Raw genomic sequence first — 13,373 nt, 5'->3', positions numbered from 1 at the left:
CAACCGGGCGGTCTCAGGCGGCGACGCGGCGGGTTCGACCGGTCGACGCGAGCGCTACGGGTCCGCGTCGCCGTCGCTCGCCGGCTCGAATCCCGCCGTCCCCGCGTCGAACGTCACCGTCTCGCGGCCGGTCACGACCGCGGCTTCGGGGAGGTCCTCGATCAGGGCGTCGGAGACGCGGAACTCGCCGAGCTCCTGCGTGTTCCGGATCCACACGATCCGGGCGCTCTCCGGGTCGTACGCCCCCAGCGCGGCCGCCGCGGTCCGGAGCGCGAACTCGTCGTCGGGCGCGACCACGGGGAGCTTCGACTTCGCGAGCGAGCCGCTCGTGAGCGCGTTCGCGTACGACTTCGTCAGGTCCAGCTGGTCGACCGCGGCCCGCCGGGTGAGGTCCGCCAGCCCGATCCCGTTGCCGTTCCCCTTCGTCGCCTCGGTGAGTCCCCGGACGTAGATGAGGTCGATGTCGGGCGTCTCGGGGTCGGGCGCGTTGAGGACGCGGTACCGACCGATGACGTTCGTGTCCATGCCGGCGCCCGAGATCTCCTTGCCGATCTCGTCGACGACCAGGAGGTCGACGTCGTCGACCGGCAGCGTCGGCATCTCCTCGTAGGCGCGCTCCAGCAGCGCCGGCTCGCGGTCAAGGAACGAGCCCGCCGGGACGCCCTCGACGTGGCCGATCTCCTCCTCGAAGTTCTCGACGAGGGCGACGCCGCCGACGATCGGAGTCTCCTCCTCGATGACGTCGAGCGCCGCCGCCAGCGTCTCGACGTACCCCTCGGCGATCGCCGTCGAGTGGAACGTCTTCGCGCCGCGCTGCTTGCCGAGCCCGACGACAGTCATCTTCGCGAGCCCGCTCTCGATCGGCCCGGTGAAATTGGTGTGGGCCTTCACGCGGTTCACCACCAGGGCCGCGTCCGCTTCGAGCGCCGCCTCGGCGAAGTACACCGGCGTCTCGGCGTCGCCGACGGACACGGTCGCCAGCTCCGCCGCCGCCATGCGCGCGTCGATCGGCGCGCCGACGGACTCCTCGGTGACGCCGAGCGCCGCCAGCACCTCGCGCTGTCCCTCGGGCGTCGCGCCGCCGTGACTGCCCATCGCGGGCACGACGACCGGGTCGAAGCCCCGCTCGTCGAGGCGGTCGACGACCCCCGCCGCGACCTCGTCGATGCGGTCGATCCCGCGGCTGCCCACCCCGACCGCCACGGTCGCGCCCGCGGAGAGACCGTCGAGGTCGAGCGCGCCGAGCGACTCGCGCGCGGCCCCGACGGGGTCGTCGAGGCGCTCCGTCCGCGGCTCGTACCGCACCCGCGCGAACTCCGGAAGCGGCTGCGGGTCGATGAGTCCGTCGACGTCGGCTCGCTCGGGGAACTCCATACGGGGCCCCTCGCGGCGCCGATACAAAAGCTGCCGGTGGCGGATCGCCGCCGGATCGCCCGGGACGGTATCCGGTTCCGCCCGGGCCGTCTCGACCGAGAGCATTGCCGATACAGCGTTCTACTTGTAGCCGTGTGACGCCGCAGCACACGTGCGGACGGCCGACCCCGAGGCGCCAGCGAGCTTCCGCCGCCCCGCGTTCGAGACCGCTACCACCACCACACATGCGAGACTACTCAGACCAGATCGACACCCGCGACCCGGACCGAGACGTACGGATCACCGGCCTCGACGCCTGCGTCGTCGAGGGGAACTTCGAGTGGAACCTGATCAAAGTCGAGACCGACGCCGGCGTCACCGGGATCGGTGAGGCGTACCGCGGCGGCGGGATCCCGGAGCTCGTCGACTACACGAACCGGTTCCTCGTCGGCGAGAATCCGCTCGACGCGGGGCGGCTCGTGCGGTACATCTTCCAGGAGATGTCGGGCCACGGCGGTACGACCGGGAAGGTCGTCACCGCGGCGTCGGGCATCGAGATCGCGCTCCTGGACGCCGCCGGGAAGATCCTCGGGCTCCCGGTCTACCAGCTGCTCGGCTCGAAGTACCGCGACGAGGTTCGGCTCTACTGCGACTGCCACGCCGGCGAGGCGTACGCGGTCGAGGACGGCGCGACCGCCTACGCCGACGCGGAGGCGTACTCGCCCGAGGCGTACGCCGCCGAGGCCGCGCGCGTCACCGACATGGGCTTCTCCGCGCTGAAGTTCGACCTCGACCTCCCCGCGGACAACGAGAACGACCCGTACAACGGGCGCCTGACGAACGCGGCGATCCGGGAGAAAAAGGAGATCGTCGCGGCCGTGCGCGACGAGATCGGGTACGACGTCGACCTCGCGTTCGACTGCCACTGGGACTACTCCGTCGAGAGCGCGAAGCGGCTCGCCCACGAGTTGGAGGAGTTCGACCTGATGTGGCTCGAAGACCTCGTCCCGCCCGAGAACATGGAGGCGCAAAAGGAGGTGACGAAGGCGACGCGGACGCCGGTCGCGACCGGCGAGAACCGCTTCCGCGTGTTCGAGCTGTCGGACCTGATCTACGACCACGGCGTCGACATCGTTACCCCCGACCCGACGACCGTCGGCGGGCTCACGGAGACGATGCGGATCGCCGACCGCGCCGAGGAGAACTACGTGCCGCTGTCCCCGCACAACGTCTGTAGCCCGGTCGGGACGATGGCCTGCGTCCACCTCGGCGCCGCCACGCCGAACTTCGACCTGCTGGAGTACCACGCGCTGGAGGTCGACTGGTGGGACGACCTACTGGCGCGCGACGAGCCGCTGATCGAGGACGGCCGCATCGCGGTGCCGGAGGGGCCCGGGCTCGGGATCGAGCTCGACGAGGCCGTCGTCGAGGAGCACCTGCTCGACGGGACGGACGGCTGGGACTGAGGCGCCGCGAGGGGGCGCTCGCCGACTGGGGTCCCGGGTGATCGCCGGCCCGCTTCCGGGGGCTCCGCCCGGCGGCGGTTTCGGCGTCGCGGCCGGCTCACTCGACGGCGAAATCGGCGGTTTTGGTCGCTGAGCGGACACAACTATACTTATTTATCCGTGGGATCGCAAGCGATCGTATGCTTGATTACTTCGACATGGAGTCGACGCTGTCAGAGGAAGAGCGGCTGCTCGTCGACTCCGCGCGGTCGTTCGTCGAGGGGGAGGTCCCGGACATGGGAGACCACTGGATCGAGGGCACGTTCCCCACGGAACTGATCCCGAAGATGGGCGAGATGGGCTTTTACGCGCCGAACCTCGACGGGTACGGCCTGCCGGGCGTCAGCGAGACGGCGTACGGCCTGCTGATGCGCGAACTCGAGGCGTGCGACTCCGGGCTCCGCTCGATGGCGAGCGTCCAGGGGGCGCTGGTGATGTACCCGATCCACGCCTTCGGCAGCGACGAGCAGAAGGAGGAGTGGCTCCCGCGGCTCGGCACCGGCGACGCGGTCGGCTGCTTCGGGCTCACGGAGCCGGAGCACGGGTCGAACCCCTCCGCGATGGAGACGATGGCCGAACCGGACGGCGACGGGTACGTCCTGAACGGCTCGAAGACGTGGATCACGAACTCCCCGATCGCCGACGTCGCGGTCGTGTGGGCGAAGGACCACGGCGAGGAGGGGACGCCGGTCCGCGGCTTCCTCGTCGAGACCGACCGCGACGGCGTCACGACGAACGAGATCGACGAGAAGCTCAGCCTCCGGGCGTCGATCACGGGCGAGATCAGCCTCCAGAACGTCCGCGTCCCGGCCGAGAACCGCCTCCCCGGCGTTGAGGGCATGAAGGGCCCGCTGTCGTGTCTGACGCAGGCCCGCTACGGCATCGCGTGGGGCGCGGTCGGCGCCGCGCGGGACTGCTTCGAGGTCGCGCGCGAGTACGCCACCGACCGCGAGCAGTTCGGGAAGCCGATCGGCGGCTTCCAGATGCAACAGGAGAAGCTCGCGGAGATGGCGACGCAGATCACGCTCGCCCAGCTGCTCGCTCACCGGCTCGCGGACCTCAAGGAGGCCGGCGAGATGCGGCCGCAGCACGTCTCGATGGCCAAGCGTAACAACGTTCGGATGGCCCGCGACCAGTCGCGGATCGCCCGGGAGATGCTCGGCGGCAACGGGATCACAGCCGACTACTCGCCGATGCGCCACATGGCGAACATGGAGACGGTGTACACCTACGAGGGCACCCACGACATCCACACCCTGATCCTCGGCGAGGACCTCACCGGGATCCAGGCGTATCAGTAAGCGGACCGGCATACCGACCCTCTTGTGCCCGCGGGCCCGACGACGAGGTGATGCGAACGAGTTTCAACGTCCCCGAGGGGTTGATCGAGGAGTTCGACCGGACGTGGCGGGACGAAGGGATCGAGAACCGGTCGCGGGCGGTCCGGGAGGCGATGCGGGAGTACGTCGAGTCGCACGCGCGGCTCGAAGACACGGCGGGCGAGGTCGTCGCGCTCCTCGGCTTCGACTACCGTCACCACGAGGTGATCCGGGAGCTCCACGGCGTCCAACACGAGTACCAGGACGTCATCCTCAACACGAGTCACACGCACCAAGGAGAGTGGTGTCTCGAGTCCCTGTTCTGCCGCGGCGACGCCGCCCGCGTCCGGGAACTGACGTACCGGCTGCGCGACTTCGACGCCGTTCGCCGCGTGAAGGTGATGATGATCCGGGACGGCGATTGACTTCGGAGTTTCCGGGCCTCCAGCGCGGAACCGGCCGGACCGTGGATTTGATACCTGTCGGTTCGTCAATTAGACTCGATGCTCGTACTCGTCGCGTTCGCCGCCGCGGCGGGCTGCCTCCTCGGGCTGTCGGCGCTGATGGTCGCCTCCCTGCTCGCGCCCGAGCGTCGGCTCTGGCCCGCGGGCGACGACGACCGGAAGCGCCGGGTCTACCTCGCGTTCAGCCGCCCGCTGTTGCCCGCGGTGTTCGCGACTGGCGTCCTCAACTGGAACGCCGGCCCGCTCGCGGCCCCGTGGCACCTCGGCGTCGGCGCCGTCGGCGCGCTGGTCGCGTTCGGGGTTCTCGGCAGGTCCGCCGTCGACCTCGGGGAGGAGGCGACCGAAGGGCGCAAAGACGAGCTCCGGACCGACGGCCTCTATCGGTACACCCGCAACCCCCAGAACGTCGGCTACGTCCTTCTGTTCGCGACGTACGCCGTCCTCGCGAACTCCCCGCTCGTCGGTGTGTTGACCGTCGAATTCGCCGTCGTCACCGTGCTCCAGGTGCTCGCCGAGGAAGCCTGGCTCCGCGAGGTCTACGGGGACGCCTACGACGAGTACTGCGAGCGCGTCCCCCGGTTCGTCGGCGTCAGGACGCTCACGCGCGCGTTCGGCGACGACTAACCCCGACACCGGTCCGACACGCCGAGCCGCTTCCCGATTCTCCCGCCGCTCCGCCTCGCTCAGGTAGCTGAAATCCATAATACACCTATACCCGCTACGGGGAAATTCGTGGGTAATAGTGGGCAACACATATCAGCGGTGGGTCCGTACCATTCGTCGATGAAAGTCGACGCGAGAGACCTCAAAACGAAGGAGACGGACGACCGGGGTCGAGTCTACCTCGGCACCGAGTACGCGAACAAGCGCGTCACCGTCGCCGTCGTCGAGGTCGAGTCCGACAAGCCGGACGACGACGAGCTGGCAGCCGCCTATCGGGAGGCCTCCGAGAGCGCGGAGGCGCTCGCCGCGGAGTGGAGCGAAACGTCCGACGAAGCGTGGGAACGCCTCGATGAGTGACGGCACGGACGTGCGACGGGGCGATGTGGTAATCGTTCGACTCGACCCCGCCGAGGGACAGGGGATGAAGAAGACGCGCCCGGCCGTGGTCGTTCAAAACGATATCGGAAACCGGAACTCCAGTACGACCATTGTCGCGCCCGTCACGGGGACCTACCGCGACTATCCGTTCGAGGTGTTCGTCGAGGCGGACGGGTCACCGCTCGAAAAGAATTCGTCAGTCCGGCTCGACCAGCTTCGAACCGTCTCGGTTCCGGAACGGGTTCACTCGGTCGTCGGTTCACTCGACGGACCTACGATGGCTGAAGTCGACGAGGCGTTACAGCTGAGTCTCGGCCTCGACTGAGCTACCGGCTCTCTCTTTGTTCAACTTTGTTCAGGTGGCTGAAATTCATGATAGATTCTCGTGAAAATAGTGTCTAATCACGCGCCCAATACCACAGAAATCGGAATACAGAGGGTGTGTATTGGTGTCGTATATAAATAGGTCTCCGCTGTTTTAGGGCGTTCCGATCGGCTAACGTGTGTCGAACGAGTCGATCACGTCGCTCGTCGAATACGTCTCGACGTGAGTCTGTTCGTCGAAATCAGTATCATCACTCCAGACTGCCGCGTCCTCTGCCAGGGCGCACGCGACATATAGCACGTCGTCGGGATCTGTTTCACCGATCGCTGCTTCGGCCTCTTCGATGTGCGGATAGAACTCTTGGGCGGGAACGACCTCTATGTACTGAAACAGGAGGTCGATAAACTGGGCGACTCGCTCTGGACTCATGCCGGACTTCTGGACGATCAACTCTGTGTAGTTCTCGATCTCGTCGTAGACGAATTCGGGTGTCAGTAGGTCGGGTTCGAGTGTGACAATATGTTCACGGGTTTTCGAGTCAGCGATGAGTGCGGAGATGACGACGTTGGCATCGACGACCAGCTTCATTCGTCGAGGCTACTCCGATTCCTCTTCCACGCGGTCGCGTGCGCTCGCGTTGATTTTATTGGCGATCTCCGCGACATCGCTCTCGGTGAGTTCACTCCCGGACGTGAGTTCGTCCATCACGTCGAGCGTCTCGATCTTGTCCTGAATAGCCTGTCGGGTGACCTCGCTCCAGTTGATCTCTGGATGTTGCTCCATTCGGTCTTTCAGATCGTCATCGACGTTGACGGTGATACTCGGCATACAGGAAACTATGCGTACACAGAATATTGTGTCTTTGGGTCGAGACGCAGTAAGAACTGACCGATAGCTTCGCGGTGTTCGTCTTATCGAGACTGAACGGAGTGTTATTGGAACGTATGCGATACGGATCAGTATCCGGTCTTCCGGCTGCTCACCGACTCTGATCGAACGCGAAGAACGCCTCAGAACCGAACTTCAGATGACTAATTAGAAGTTAGAGCGCCTGAGGTGCGTGTATTCGGCCTCACCGACTCTCTCTTTGTTCAACTTTGTTCAACTCGATCAGTAGCCGGAAGATGGCCTTCACCAGGTTGGCGTCCACGTCGAAGCGCTCGGCGTTCTCGCCGGCGCGCTCCATCACCCGCTCCTCCTGCCCCTCGTCGGTCGTCGGCAGGTCGCGCTCCTCCTTCACGGCCGCCACGGTGTCGGCGACGTACGTCCGGCGGGCGATCAGCTCGACTATCTCGCGGTCGATGTCCTCGATCTCGTGTCGCAGTTCGTCGAGGCTCCGGTCCTCCGCGTTGGGTGTGTCGCTCATTGGTAGTGGGGTAGTGGTGTGGTCACTCGACGGCCGCGCCGTCGTTTCTGGTCGCCGATCGTCGCAGCGTTCCGGGGCGGTCGCCCCAAGCGTCGGCGACCGCGTCGAGGTCGGTCTCGGGGTCGTCGGGGGCCGCGACGGCGACGACGCTCGGGCCGGTCCCCGACAGCGACACCGCGGTCGCGTGGGGCATCGCCTCGACCGCGGGGTCGGCGTCGAAGCCGAGTGCGGCCGAGAACGCCAGCCCGTTCACCGTCATCGCCTCGCCGTACCGGCCGTCGAGCGCGAGGTCGGCGACGAGGTCCGCCATCGGCGCGACGGCCTCGCAGCGCGCCACGTCGGCGTCGGCCGAGTAGGCCCGCTCGGGCGGGGTCCAGACGAGGGCGTCCCAGTCGACCGCCTCGCGACGGCGCAGCTCGTCGGCGCCGTTGTCGGTAACGGTGACGCCGCCGAGCATCGACGCGGTCGCGTCATCGAACGCGCCCGTGACCGTGACGCCGGCCTCGCGGGCCGCGCGCACGCCGAGCCGGCAGGCCGCGAGGCGGGTGACGTCGACCGCGGGGTCGTCCGGATCGTCGCCGACCGCGAGCCCGAGCGCGTCGCAGGTCGCGAGGACGGCCGCGTTGGCGGCCGCGCTGGAGCTCTTTAGACCCGCCGCCAGCGGCACGTCGCTGTCGGTCCGGACGCGGCCGCCCTCGCCGTCGCCCCAGCGGTCGGTCGCGAGCGCGACGCAGCGCTCGATCAGGTCGGTGTCGGCGGCGGCGTCCTCGGCTATCTCGCCCTCCACGCCGTCGGCCGCGGGGTCCAGCTCGACCGTCGCGCGCGTCTCGACGTCGAGGCCGAACGCCGCGCCCGTGCCGGTCGCGAGCGCGTTCAACACGGTCCCGGCGCCGAGCGCCGCCGCCTGTCCCTCCATGGGTTCACGGCTCGCGACCGCGGACAAAGAGGTAGCGATCACGGCGAGTCTCTCTGCCGAGAGCGGACCGGAAACAGCGGCCACGATCGGGGTCGCGTCAGAGCGGCTCCGCGCGCCGCACCGCCGCGTCGACGGCGTACCGGTCGCGCTCGGGACGGACCGGCGTCTCGTCGCTCTCGAAGCGGATCGTCACGTCGAACGACCGCGAGCGGCCCTCCCCGAACCGGTCGTCCGGGGAGAAGCGGCGCGTGACGTAGCCGAAGCCGACCGCCTCGCGCTCGTCCGTGCCCGGTCTGACGGCGTACGCGTCGGCGCGGAACTCGACGGTCCCGTACTCGAACCGGCCGGCGTTCCGGACGGTCAGGCGGGCCCGAACTCTGGTCCACCCGCCGCCTTCCGTCACCTCGCGGACGGTCGCGTCGGTCACGACGAGCCCGGAGCCGTCGGGACCGACCTCGTCCGGGGTCGACGCGTCTTCGGACGCGTCCCCGTCGCTTCCAGCGTCGCCGCCGGACCCGCTTTCGTCCCCGTCGCCGTCTGCGTCGCTCCCGTTCGCACCGTCGCCCGTCTGCCGGGCGTCCGAGCCCTCCTCCTCCGACGTGACGAGGCAGCCGGCCAGGAGTCCGGCGGCGCCGACCGCGAGGACGCCTCGCCGCGACGCGCGTCGGATCGGTCTGTCCGGCCGGCCGTCGTCGCCGGAGCCGGGCCGACCGAAGTCGGCGGTCATCGCATCACCGTCCCGAGGACGCCGGTCGACGCGCCGACGGCGCCGGCGACGAACGCGGTCGCGAGCGTCGGGACGACGGCGTCGACGAGGCCGTGCGCCTGTGCGGCGGCGTCGCCCTGCGAGACCACGATCACCGTGACCGCGATCAGCCCGTACGCCAGCGCACCGAGGCCCGTCCCGAGCCCGCAGGTCGTCGCCGCGGAGCCGACGCCGCGGGCGCGGGACCCGATGAGGACGCCGAGGACGCCGGCCAGCGGGACGGCGGAAACGAGGACGGTCGCGGTCGCGGCGAGGTAGGACTGCGCGACGAACACGGGGCCGAACCGCGCCGTCTCGCCGGTCGCGGCGGTCGCGAGCGCCGCCTCCGCCCAGCCCGTCGCGGCCGCGCCGACGATGCCGACGCCGACGCCGACCAGGCCGAACACGGCGGCGACGAGACCGATCTGTTTCGCGTTCACGCGCCGGTCACCCACCCGTGCCGCAGGCGACCGTGCCACCCGGTCCGCTCCTCCCACGCGTCGCCCGAGAAGCCGGTCGCGAGCAGGAACTCGCCCGCCCGGACGAGGTAGCCGTACTGGACGCCGGCATGCTCGTCGAAGCCGTACCGCTCGCCCTCCGCCTCGCGGTGGTAGAAGCGGTGCCAGGCCGTCGGGCCGTCGTCGGTCTCGCCGTCCGCGTCGGAGGCGTTTCCGCTCTCGGTGGCGTTTCCGTCCGCGGACGCGTTCCCGCTGAAGTCGGACCCGGCGAGCGTCGCCTCGGGATCGACCGGCGCGCGGCCCTCTGTCGCCCCCTCGTCGAGGGCCGTCGAGAGCCGCGCCTCGGCGGTCTCGGCGTCCGGGTAGCGCTGGACGTGGACCGGGACGCCGTCGAGTTCGCGGGGCCACCCCTCGAACGCCTCCCGGCGGCGGGTCCCCAGCGGCGGCCGCCGCGCGTACGCGACGAACAGCTCCTCGACGCGGTCCTCCGGCTGGGGGATCGGGCCGAGACGAGCGCGGAGCTCCCGCTGCCGCTCGGAGTCGAACGCGTCGCCGTAGATGCGCGGGATCCGGTCGCGGTCGACCCCGTCGCGGTCGTAGGGTCGGTGCGCGTACGTCGAGAAGTCGCGGCTCGCGACAGCGAGCTCGACGAGCGTGCCGCCCGTGACGCGGCCGCGCTCGGGGTCCTCGGGCGGGAGCGGCGCCAGCAGTCGGCGGAACAGCCGGTTGTAGATCGGGTCCCGAGAGAACTCCTCCTCGACGTAGATGGAGGTCCCGACGCTCGCGAGGTCGCGGCGCATGCGGTCGAGCTCCTCCAGCGCGCGGTCGACGTCGTTGCGCGGGGCGAACTCCCGCAGGACCGCGACGTGGCGGTCGACGCGGGCGCGGATCCGCGGGCCGGGCGAGAAGTGGGGTTCGAGCGCCGCGGCCGCGCGGTCGGCGGCGGTCTCGCCCGCGGCCGCGACCGCGTCGACTTGTTCGGTCGCGATCGCCGCCTCCTCGTCGACGGTCGCGCGGACCGAGCGGACCGTCGCGACCGCGTCGGCTATCGCGTCGCGGTAGGTCGCGACCGCCGCCGGGTACTCGGTCGCGAACCACACCGCGTCGTCGACGACCGCGCGCGTCGCCGTCGCCAGCGCGGCGTTGGCGTCCGGCGGGCCGCCGTCGGTCTGCTCGGGCGGGTCGTCGGGAGGGCCGTCTTCGGGCGGGTCGCCGACGGGGTCGCCCCCGTCGCCCGCGGCGGCGTCGGGGTACTGGACGCCCTCGACGCCGAGACACCCGGCGGTCCCGGCGAGGGCGACGCCGACCCCGAGAAGCGCCCGTCGCGTCCGTTGCATGCCACGCACTCCCCGCGGCAGGAACTTAAATGTGGTACGCCGATTCTCGCGGCTGAGGCCGCCCCACCGCGCGGCGTTCGGGGCGGTTCGTCGACGGGCGCGCGTCGGCGCGAGGCCCGAGCGCGTCCCTTTTGAGGCCGGCACTCCGAGCGTCGCGTATGTCCGCGCCATCACGCAGCGACGTGCCGCCGACCTCGATCGGCGTCGACCTCCGCGAGGAGGGCGTCGTCGTCGAGTACCTCGACGGCCGAACGACCCTCTACCGGGGCGTCCCCGAGTCCGCCGAGGGGTCGGTGACCGCCGGCCCCGGCAAGGAGACCCACGTCCTCGTCACCGACCCCACGGAGACGGAGGGCGTGATGACGTACGTCAACGACTACAAGACCGACGACGAGATATTGGAGGAGTCCGGCGTCGGCCGCGTCATCGTTGAGGACGGCGAGCGTGACGAGGTGTTCCCCGGCGTGATCGTCGGTCGCGAGGGCCAGCGCAACGAGGTCGTCGCCGACCCCGAGATCGCCGGCGGGCGCGTGTTCGTCTTCGTCGAGGACGGCTGGACAGAGGGGAGCTACGAGATCGTCGCGGGCCCCGAGGACGGCCTCGACGCGCACCGGTGACGGGAGCGAGGGCGACGCCGTGAGCCTCGCGAAGCCCTGGCGCGACCTCGACCGCTCGACCGTCGGGAGCGCGCCGAGCCGCTACGCGCTGTACGAGTTCGGCGACGCCGACGGCGACACGGTCGGGTTCGGCACCGGCGTCCTCCGCGACGAGCTGAAGGAGGCGCTGGCGTACGGCGACGCCGCGAAGGTCCGGTGGGAGCTGGCCGACTCGCTCGAGCACACCGAGCGCCTGCTCGCGGAGCACACGGACGGCTGACGCCCGTCGCCTCGATCCGAACGAGCGGGAACGACCGACAGACGAAAGGCCCGCGACCGCCGAAGGAGCGACATGAGCGACGAGGCCGAGACCGACGGCGGCGACGAGGTGCTCCGCGCCAGCGACATCGGCGGCGAGGGACCGCCGATCGACGAGAAGCCGTACAAGATCGTCTTCGAGGCGAACAAGTGTTTCGGGGCGGGCAAGTGCGCCGAGGTCGCGGACAACTGGGTCATGGACGTGGTGAGCGGGATGGCGAAGCCCGAGGCGTACTACATCGGCGAGGAGGACCTCGAAGAGAACGTCCGCGCGGCCGAGGCGTGTCCCGCGAAGAAGGACGCGGGCGTGATCCACGTCGTCGACCGCCGCACCGACGAGGAGATCGCGCCGGACCCGCACGGCGACGGGACGCTGTCGGTCGACTGGTAGGACTTCCGAAAGGGGTTTCACCTCGCCGCGGATAGCGGGACCCGCGCGGGGGTGGCTGAGCCTGGCCAAAAGCGGCGGACTTAAGATCCGCTCCTGTAGAGGTTCGAGGGTTCGAATCCCTTCCCCCGCATGCTGTCGCGAACAATACGTGAGCGACAGCACTAGGAGCAGAAGAGATTCGAACTAGGGAGCGAGAGGTGAGCGAGCCGCGCCGCGGCGAGCGAACGGGAGCGACCGTGGTTCGAATCCTTTCCCCCGCACTCCTGCGGCGAGCACTCCGCGAGCCGCAGGTGTCTGATTAGGAAGAGATTCGAACCAGGGAGCGGGAGGTGAGCGAGCCGCGCCGCGGCGAGCGAACGGGAGCGACCGTGGTTCGAATCCCGTCCCCCGCGCTCCTGCGGCGAGAGCGCGACGCCGACTCACGACCGCTCGTTGAGCAGTCGCGTCGCGCGGCCGTACCCCTTCCGAAGCAGTCGGGCGGCGCCGATCAGCGTCAGGACGGCGGCGCCGACGACGACGCCGAGGTGAACGACCTGAAACGACGGCACCGGGGTGTACCGCCCGAGAATTAGCAGGACGGTCAACAGGAGCCACAGCAGGTACGCACCGATTCCGAGTCGGTAGAGGGCCGCGTACATAGGTCCGGATACCGGCGGCGGCCCAAAAAGCGCACCGACGGCGGCCGGGGCGGCGAGCTAACAGCAGAACATGAACGGGTACACCAGAGCGACGCGGTCGCCCTCCTCCAACTTCGTGTCGAAGCCGTTCTCGTTCTCGTTGAAGTGGCCGTTGACGAGGATCCGGGCGTAGGTCGTCGTCTGCTCGCCGACCGGGTTCTTCGTCCACGTGCCGGGGAGTTCGTCGGGCGCGGGCGCCCAGCCGCTGTGGGTCGCGTCCTCCTCCGTCTCGGCGATCAGCATGTCCTGAAGCTGGGGGTACTCCTCGAACAGCTCGTCTAAGAGCGCGCGGAGCGTGTCGCCCGCGAAGGTGTACTCGAACTCGTACACGTCGAGTTCGGTGCGCACGTGGCCGGTACACCGCACGGTGACGGTCGTCTCCGCCTCGGTCGCCGTCGCCGTCGCCCCGTCCGCGCCGCTCGCGTCCGCGTCGGCCGGGGGCGACTCCGCCGTCTCGGTGGTCTGGGACATACTCGACGATACGCCGCAAGGCCGTGTAAGACGGGTCGCGAACATGTTCGCGGGCGTCCGGCCCGTCGGCGAGCGGAGTCGGCCGGCTGCG

19 protein-coding genes and 1 tRNA gene are annotated in these 13,373 nt (G+C 69.5%); 10 read left to right on the top strand and 10 right to left on the bottom strand.

Annotation, left to right across the window (positions count from 1 at the left end):
• Positions 1-54 precede the first annotated feature (54 nt).
• Positions 55-1,374: a DUF362 domain-containing protein gene (locus EXE50_RS13400; protein ID WP_053770884.1), complete on the bottom strand. Its 1,320-nt coding sequence runs from the start codon at positions 1,372-1,374 to the stop codon at positions 55-57.
• A 224-nt stretch (positions 1,375-1,598) separates the two neighbouring features.
• Here EXE50_RS13400 and EXE50_RS13395 point away from each other — a divergent pair, with 224 nt between their 5' ends.
• From EXE50_RS13395 to EXE50_RS13370, 6 genes are all read left to right on the top strand, one after another.
• A complete protein-coding gene (locus tag EXE50_RS13395) occupies positions 1,599-2,819 on the top strand; it encodes a mandelate racemase/muconate lactonizing enzyme family protein (RefSeq protein ID WP_137705301.1) in 1,221 nt (406 codons plus the stop codon).
• 179 nt (positions 2,820-2,998) lie between these two features.
• Positions 2,999-4,159, top strand: a complete 1,161-nt coding sequence (locus tag EXE50_RS13390; protein WP_137705300.1) for an acyl-CoA dehydrogenase family protein — start codon at positions 2,999-3,001, stop codon at positions 4,157-4,159.
• 50 nt (positions 4,160-4,209) lie between these two features.
• On the top strand, positions 4,210-4,602 hold the full coding sequence (locus EXE50_RS13385) for a CopG family ribbon-helix-helix protein (protein WP_053770881.1): 393 nt from the start codon (positions 4,210-4,212) through the stop codon (positions 4,600-4,602).
• A 78-nt stretch (positions 4,603-4,680) separates the two neighbouring features.
• Positions 4,681-5,265, top strand: a complete 585-nt coding sequence (locus EXE50_RS13380) for an isoprenylcysteine carboxylmethyltransferase family protein (RefSeq protein WP_137705299.1) — start codon at positions 4,681-4,683, stop codon at positions 5,263-5,265.
• A 159-nt stretch (positions 5,266-5,424) separates the two neighbouring features.
• Positions 5,425-5,661: a hypothetical protein gene (locus EXE50_RS13375; RefSeq protein ID WP_137705298.1), complete on the top strand. Its 237-nt coding sequence runs from the start codon at positions 5,425-5,427 to the stop codon at positions 5,659-5,661.
• On the top strand, positions 5,654-6,007 hold the full coding sequence (locus EXE50_RS13370) for a type II toxin-antitoxin system PemK/MazF family toxin (RefSeq protein WP_053770878.1): 354 nt from the start codon (positions 5,654-5,656) through the stop codon (positions 6,005-6,007). The genes EXE50_RS13375 and EXE50_RS13370 overlap by 8 nt, the downstream gene beginning before the upstream one ends.
• Positions 6,008-6,178: 171 nt before the next feature.
• Here the strand turns inward: EXE50_RS13370 and EXE50_RS13365 are convergent, their stop codons facing one another.
• The 7 genes from EXE50_RS13365 to EXE50_RS13335 form a co-directional block, all read right to left on the bottom strand.
• Complete coding sequence (locus EXE50_RS13365; RefSeq protein ID WP_053770877.1) at positions 6,179-6,595, bottom strand: PIN domain-containing protein; 417 nt, start codon at positions 6,593-6,595, stop codon at positions 6,179-6,181.
• A gap of 9 nt (positions 6,596-6,604) precedes the next feature.
• Positions 6,605-6,835, bottom strand: coding sequence for a hypothetical protein (locus tag EXE50_RS13360; protein ID WP_053770876.1), 231 nt, complete (start codon positions 6,833-6,835; stop codon positions 6,605-6,607).
• Positions 6,836-7,079: 244 nt separating this feature from the next.
• On the bottom strand, positions 7,080-7,373 hold the full coding sequence (locus EXE50_RS13355) for a chorismate mutase (RefSeq protein ID WP_004596730.1): 294 nt from the start codon (positions 7,371-7,373) through the stop codon (positions 7,080-7,082).
• Between the two features lie 22 nt (positions 7,374-7,395).
• On the bottom strand, positions 7,396-8,289 hold the full coding sequence (locus EXE50_RS13350) for a shikimate kinase (protein WP_053770875.1): 894 nt from the start codon (positions 8,287-8,289) through the stop codon (positions 7,396-7,398).
• A 97-nt stretch (positions 8,290-8,386) separates the two neighbouring features.
• Complete coding sequence (locus EXE50_RS13345; protein WP_053770874.1) at positions 8,387-9,016, bottom strand: hypothetical protein; 630 nt, start codon at positions 9,014-9,016, stop codon at positions 8,387-8,389.
• Positions 9,013-9,474, bottom strand: a complete 462-nt coding sequence (locus EXE50_RS13340; RefSeq protein ID WP_053770873.1) for a hypothetical protein — start codon at positions 9,472-9,474, stop codon at positions 9,013-9,015. The genes EXE50_RS13345 and EXE50_RS13340 overlap by 4 nt, the downstream gene beginning before the upstream one ends.
• Positions 9,471-10,829: a hypothetical protein gene (locus EXE50_RS13335; RefSeq protein WP_053770872.1), complete on the bottom strand. Its 1,359-nt coding sequence runs from the start codon at positions 10,827-10,829 to the stop codon at positions 9,471-9,473. Before EXE50_RS13335 ends, EXE50_RS13340 begins: the two co-directional genes overlap by 4 nt.
• A gap of 158 nt (positions 10,830-10,987) precedes the next feature.
• Between EXE50_RS13335 and EXE50_RS13330 the strand changes: the two genes are divergently transcribed.
• From EXE50_RS13330 to EXE50_RS13315, 4 genes are all read left to right on the top strand, one after another.
• Positions 10,988-11,446 carry a DUF5796 family protein gene (locus EXE50_RS13330; protein ID WP_137705297.1) on the top strand — a complete coding sequence of 153 codons (459 nt, stop codon included), beginning with the start codon at positions 10,988-10,990 and terminating at the stop codon, positions 11,444-11,446.
• A 19-nt stretch (positions 11,447-11,465) separates the two neighbouring features.
• Positions 11,466-11,705 carry a hypothetical protein gene (locus EXE50_RS13325; protein WP_137705296.1) on the top strand — a complete coding sequence of 80 codons (240 nt, stop codon included), beginning with the start codon at positions 11,466-11,468 and terminating at the stop codon, positions 11,703-11,705.
• A 72-nt stretch (positions 11,706-11,777) separates the two neighbouring features.
• A complete protein-coding gene (locus EXE50_RS13320) occupies positions 11,778-12,134 on the top strand; it encodes a ferredoxin (RefSeq protein WP_053770869.1) in 357 nt (118 codons plus the stop codon).
• A gap of 45 nt (positions 12,135-12,179) precedes the next feature.
• Positions 12,180-12,264, top strand: a tRNA-Leu gene (locus EXE50_RS13315).
• Positions 12,265-12,553: 289 nt separating this feature from the next.
• Here the strand turns inward: EXE50_RS13315 and EXE50_RS13310 are convergent.
• A complete protein-coding gene (locus EXE50_RS13310) occupies positions 12,554-12,772 on the bottom strand; it encodes a hypothetical protein (RefSeq protein ID WP_053770867.1) in 219 nt (72 codons plus the stop codon).
• A 57-nt stretch (positions 12,773-12,829) separates the two neighbouring features.
• Positions 12,830-13,282 (bottom strand): MoaD/ThiS family protein, encoded by a 453-nt coding sequence (locus tag EXE50_RS13305; protein ID WP_137705295.1) that lies wholly within the window; start codon positions 13,280-13,282, stop codon positions 12,830-12,832.
• Positions 13,283-13,373 lie beyond the last annotated feature (91 nt).

Origin of the sequence: Halorubrum sp. ARQ200, assembly GCF_005435115.1 — an archaeon.
Classification (GTDB): Archaea; Halobacteriota; Halobacteria; order Halobacteriales; family Haloferacaceae; genus Halorubrum; species Halorubrum tropicale.
The sequence above is the reverse complement of the archived record's forward strand: the minus strand, read 5'-3'. Positions and strand labels throughout refer to the sequence as shown.

Coding starts and splice junctions, on each gene's coding strand:
- EXE50_RS13390 (WP_137705300.1), top strand. CDS start 2,999: ATGCTTGATTACTTCGACATGGAGTCGACGCTGTCAGAGGAAGAGCGG.
- EXE50_RS13355 (WP_004596730.1), bottom strand. CDS start 7,373: ATGAGCGACACACCCAACGCGGAGGACCGGAGCCTCGACGAACTGCGA.
- EXE50_RS13395 (WP_137705301.1), top strand. CDS start 1,599: ATGCGAGACTACTCAGACCAGATCGACACCCGCGACCCGGACCGAGAC.
- EXE50_RS13370 (WP_053770878.1), top strand. CDS start 5,654: ATGAGTGACGGCACGGACGTGCGACGGGGCGATGTGGTAATCGTTCGA.
- EXE50_RS13305 (WP_137705295.1), bottom strand. CDS start 13,282: ATGTCCCAGACCACCGAGACGGCGGAGTCGCCCCCGGCCGACGCGGAC.
- EXE50_RS13375 (WP_137705298.1), top strand. CDS start 5,425: ATGAAAGTCGACGCGAGAGACCTCAAAACGAAGGAGACGGACGACCGG.
- EXE50_RS13320 (WP_053770869.1), top strand. CDS start 11,778: ATGAGCGACGAGGCCGAGACCGACGGCGGCGACGAGGTGCTCCGCGCC.
- EXE50_RS13400 (WP_053770884.1), bottom strand. CDS start 1,374: ATGGAGTTCCCCGAGCGAGCCGACGTCGACGGACTCATCGACCCGCAG.
- EXE50_RS13310 (WP_053770867.1), bottom strand. CDS start 12,772: ATGTACGCGGCCCTCTACCGACTCGGAATCGGTGCGTACCTGCTGTGG.
- EXE50_RS13385 (WP_053770881.1), top strand. CDS start 4,210: ATGCGAACGAGTTTCAACGTCCCCGAGGGGTTGATCGAGGAGTTCGAC.
- EXE50_RS13360 (WP_053770876.1), bottom strand. CDS start 6,835: ATGCCGAGTATCACCGTCAACGTCGATGACGATCTGAAAGACCGAATG.
- EXE50_RS13345 (WP_053770874.1), bottom strand. CDS start 9,016: ATGACCGCCGACTTCGGTCGGCCCGGCTCCGGCGACGACGGCCGGCCG.
- EXE50_RS13350 (WP_053770875.1), bottom strand. CDS start 8,289: ATGGAGGGACAGGCGGCGGCGCTCGGCGCCGGGACCGTGTTGAACGCG.
- EXE50_RS13380 (WP_137705299.1), top strand. CDS start 4,681: ATGCTCGTACTCGTCGCGTTCGCCGCCGCGGCGGGCTGCCTCCTCGGG.
- EXE50_RS13365 (WP_053770877.1), bottom strand. CDS start 6,595: ATGAAGCTGGTCGTCGATGCCAACGTCGTCATCTCCGCACTCATCGCT.
- EXE50_RS13335 (WP_053770872.1), bottom strand. CDS start 10,829: ATGCAACGGACGCGACGGGCGCTTCTCGGGGTCGGCGTCGCCCTCGCC.
- EXE50_RS13330 (WP_137705297.1), top strand. CDS start 10,988: ATGTCCGCGCCATCACGCAGCGACGTGCCGCCGACCTCGATCGGCGTC.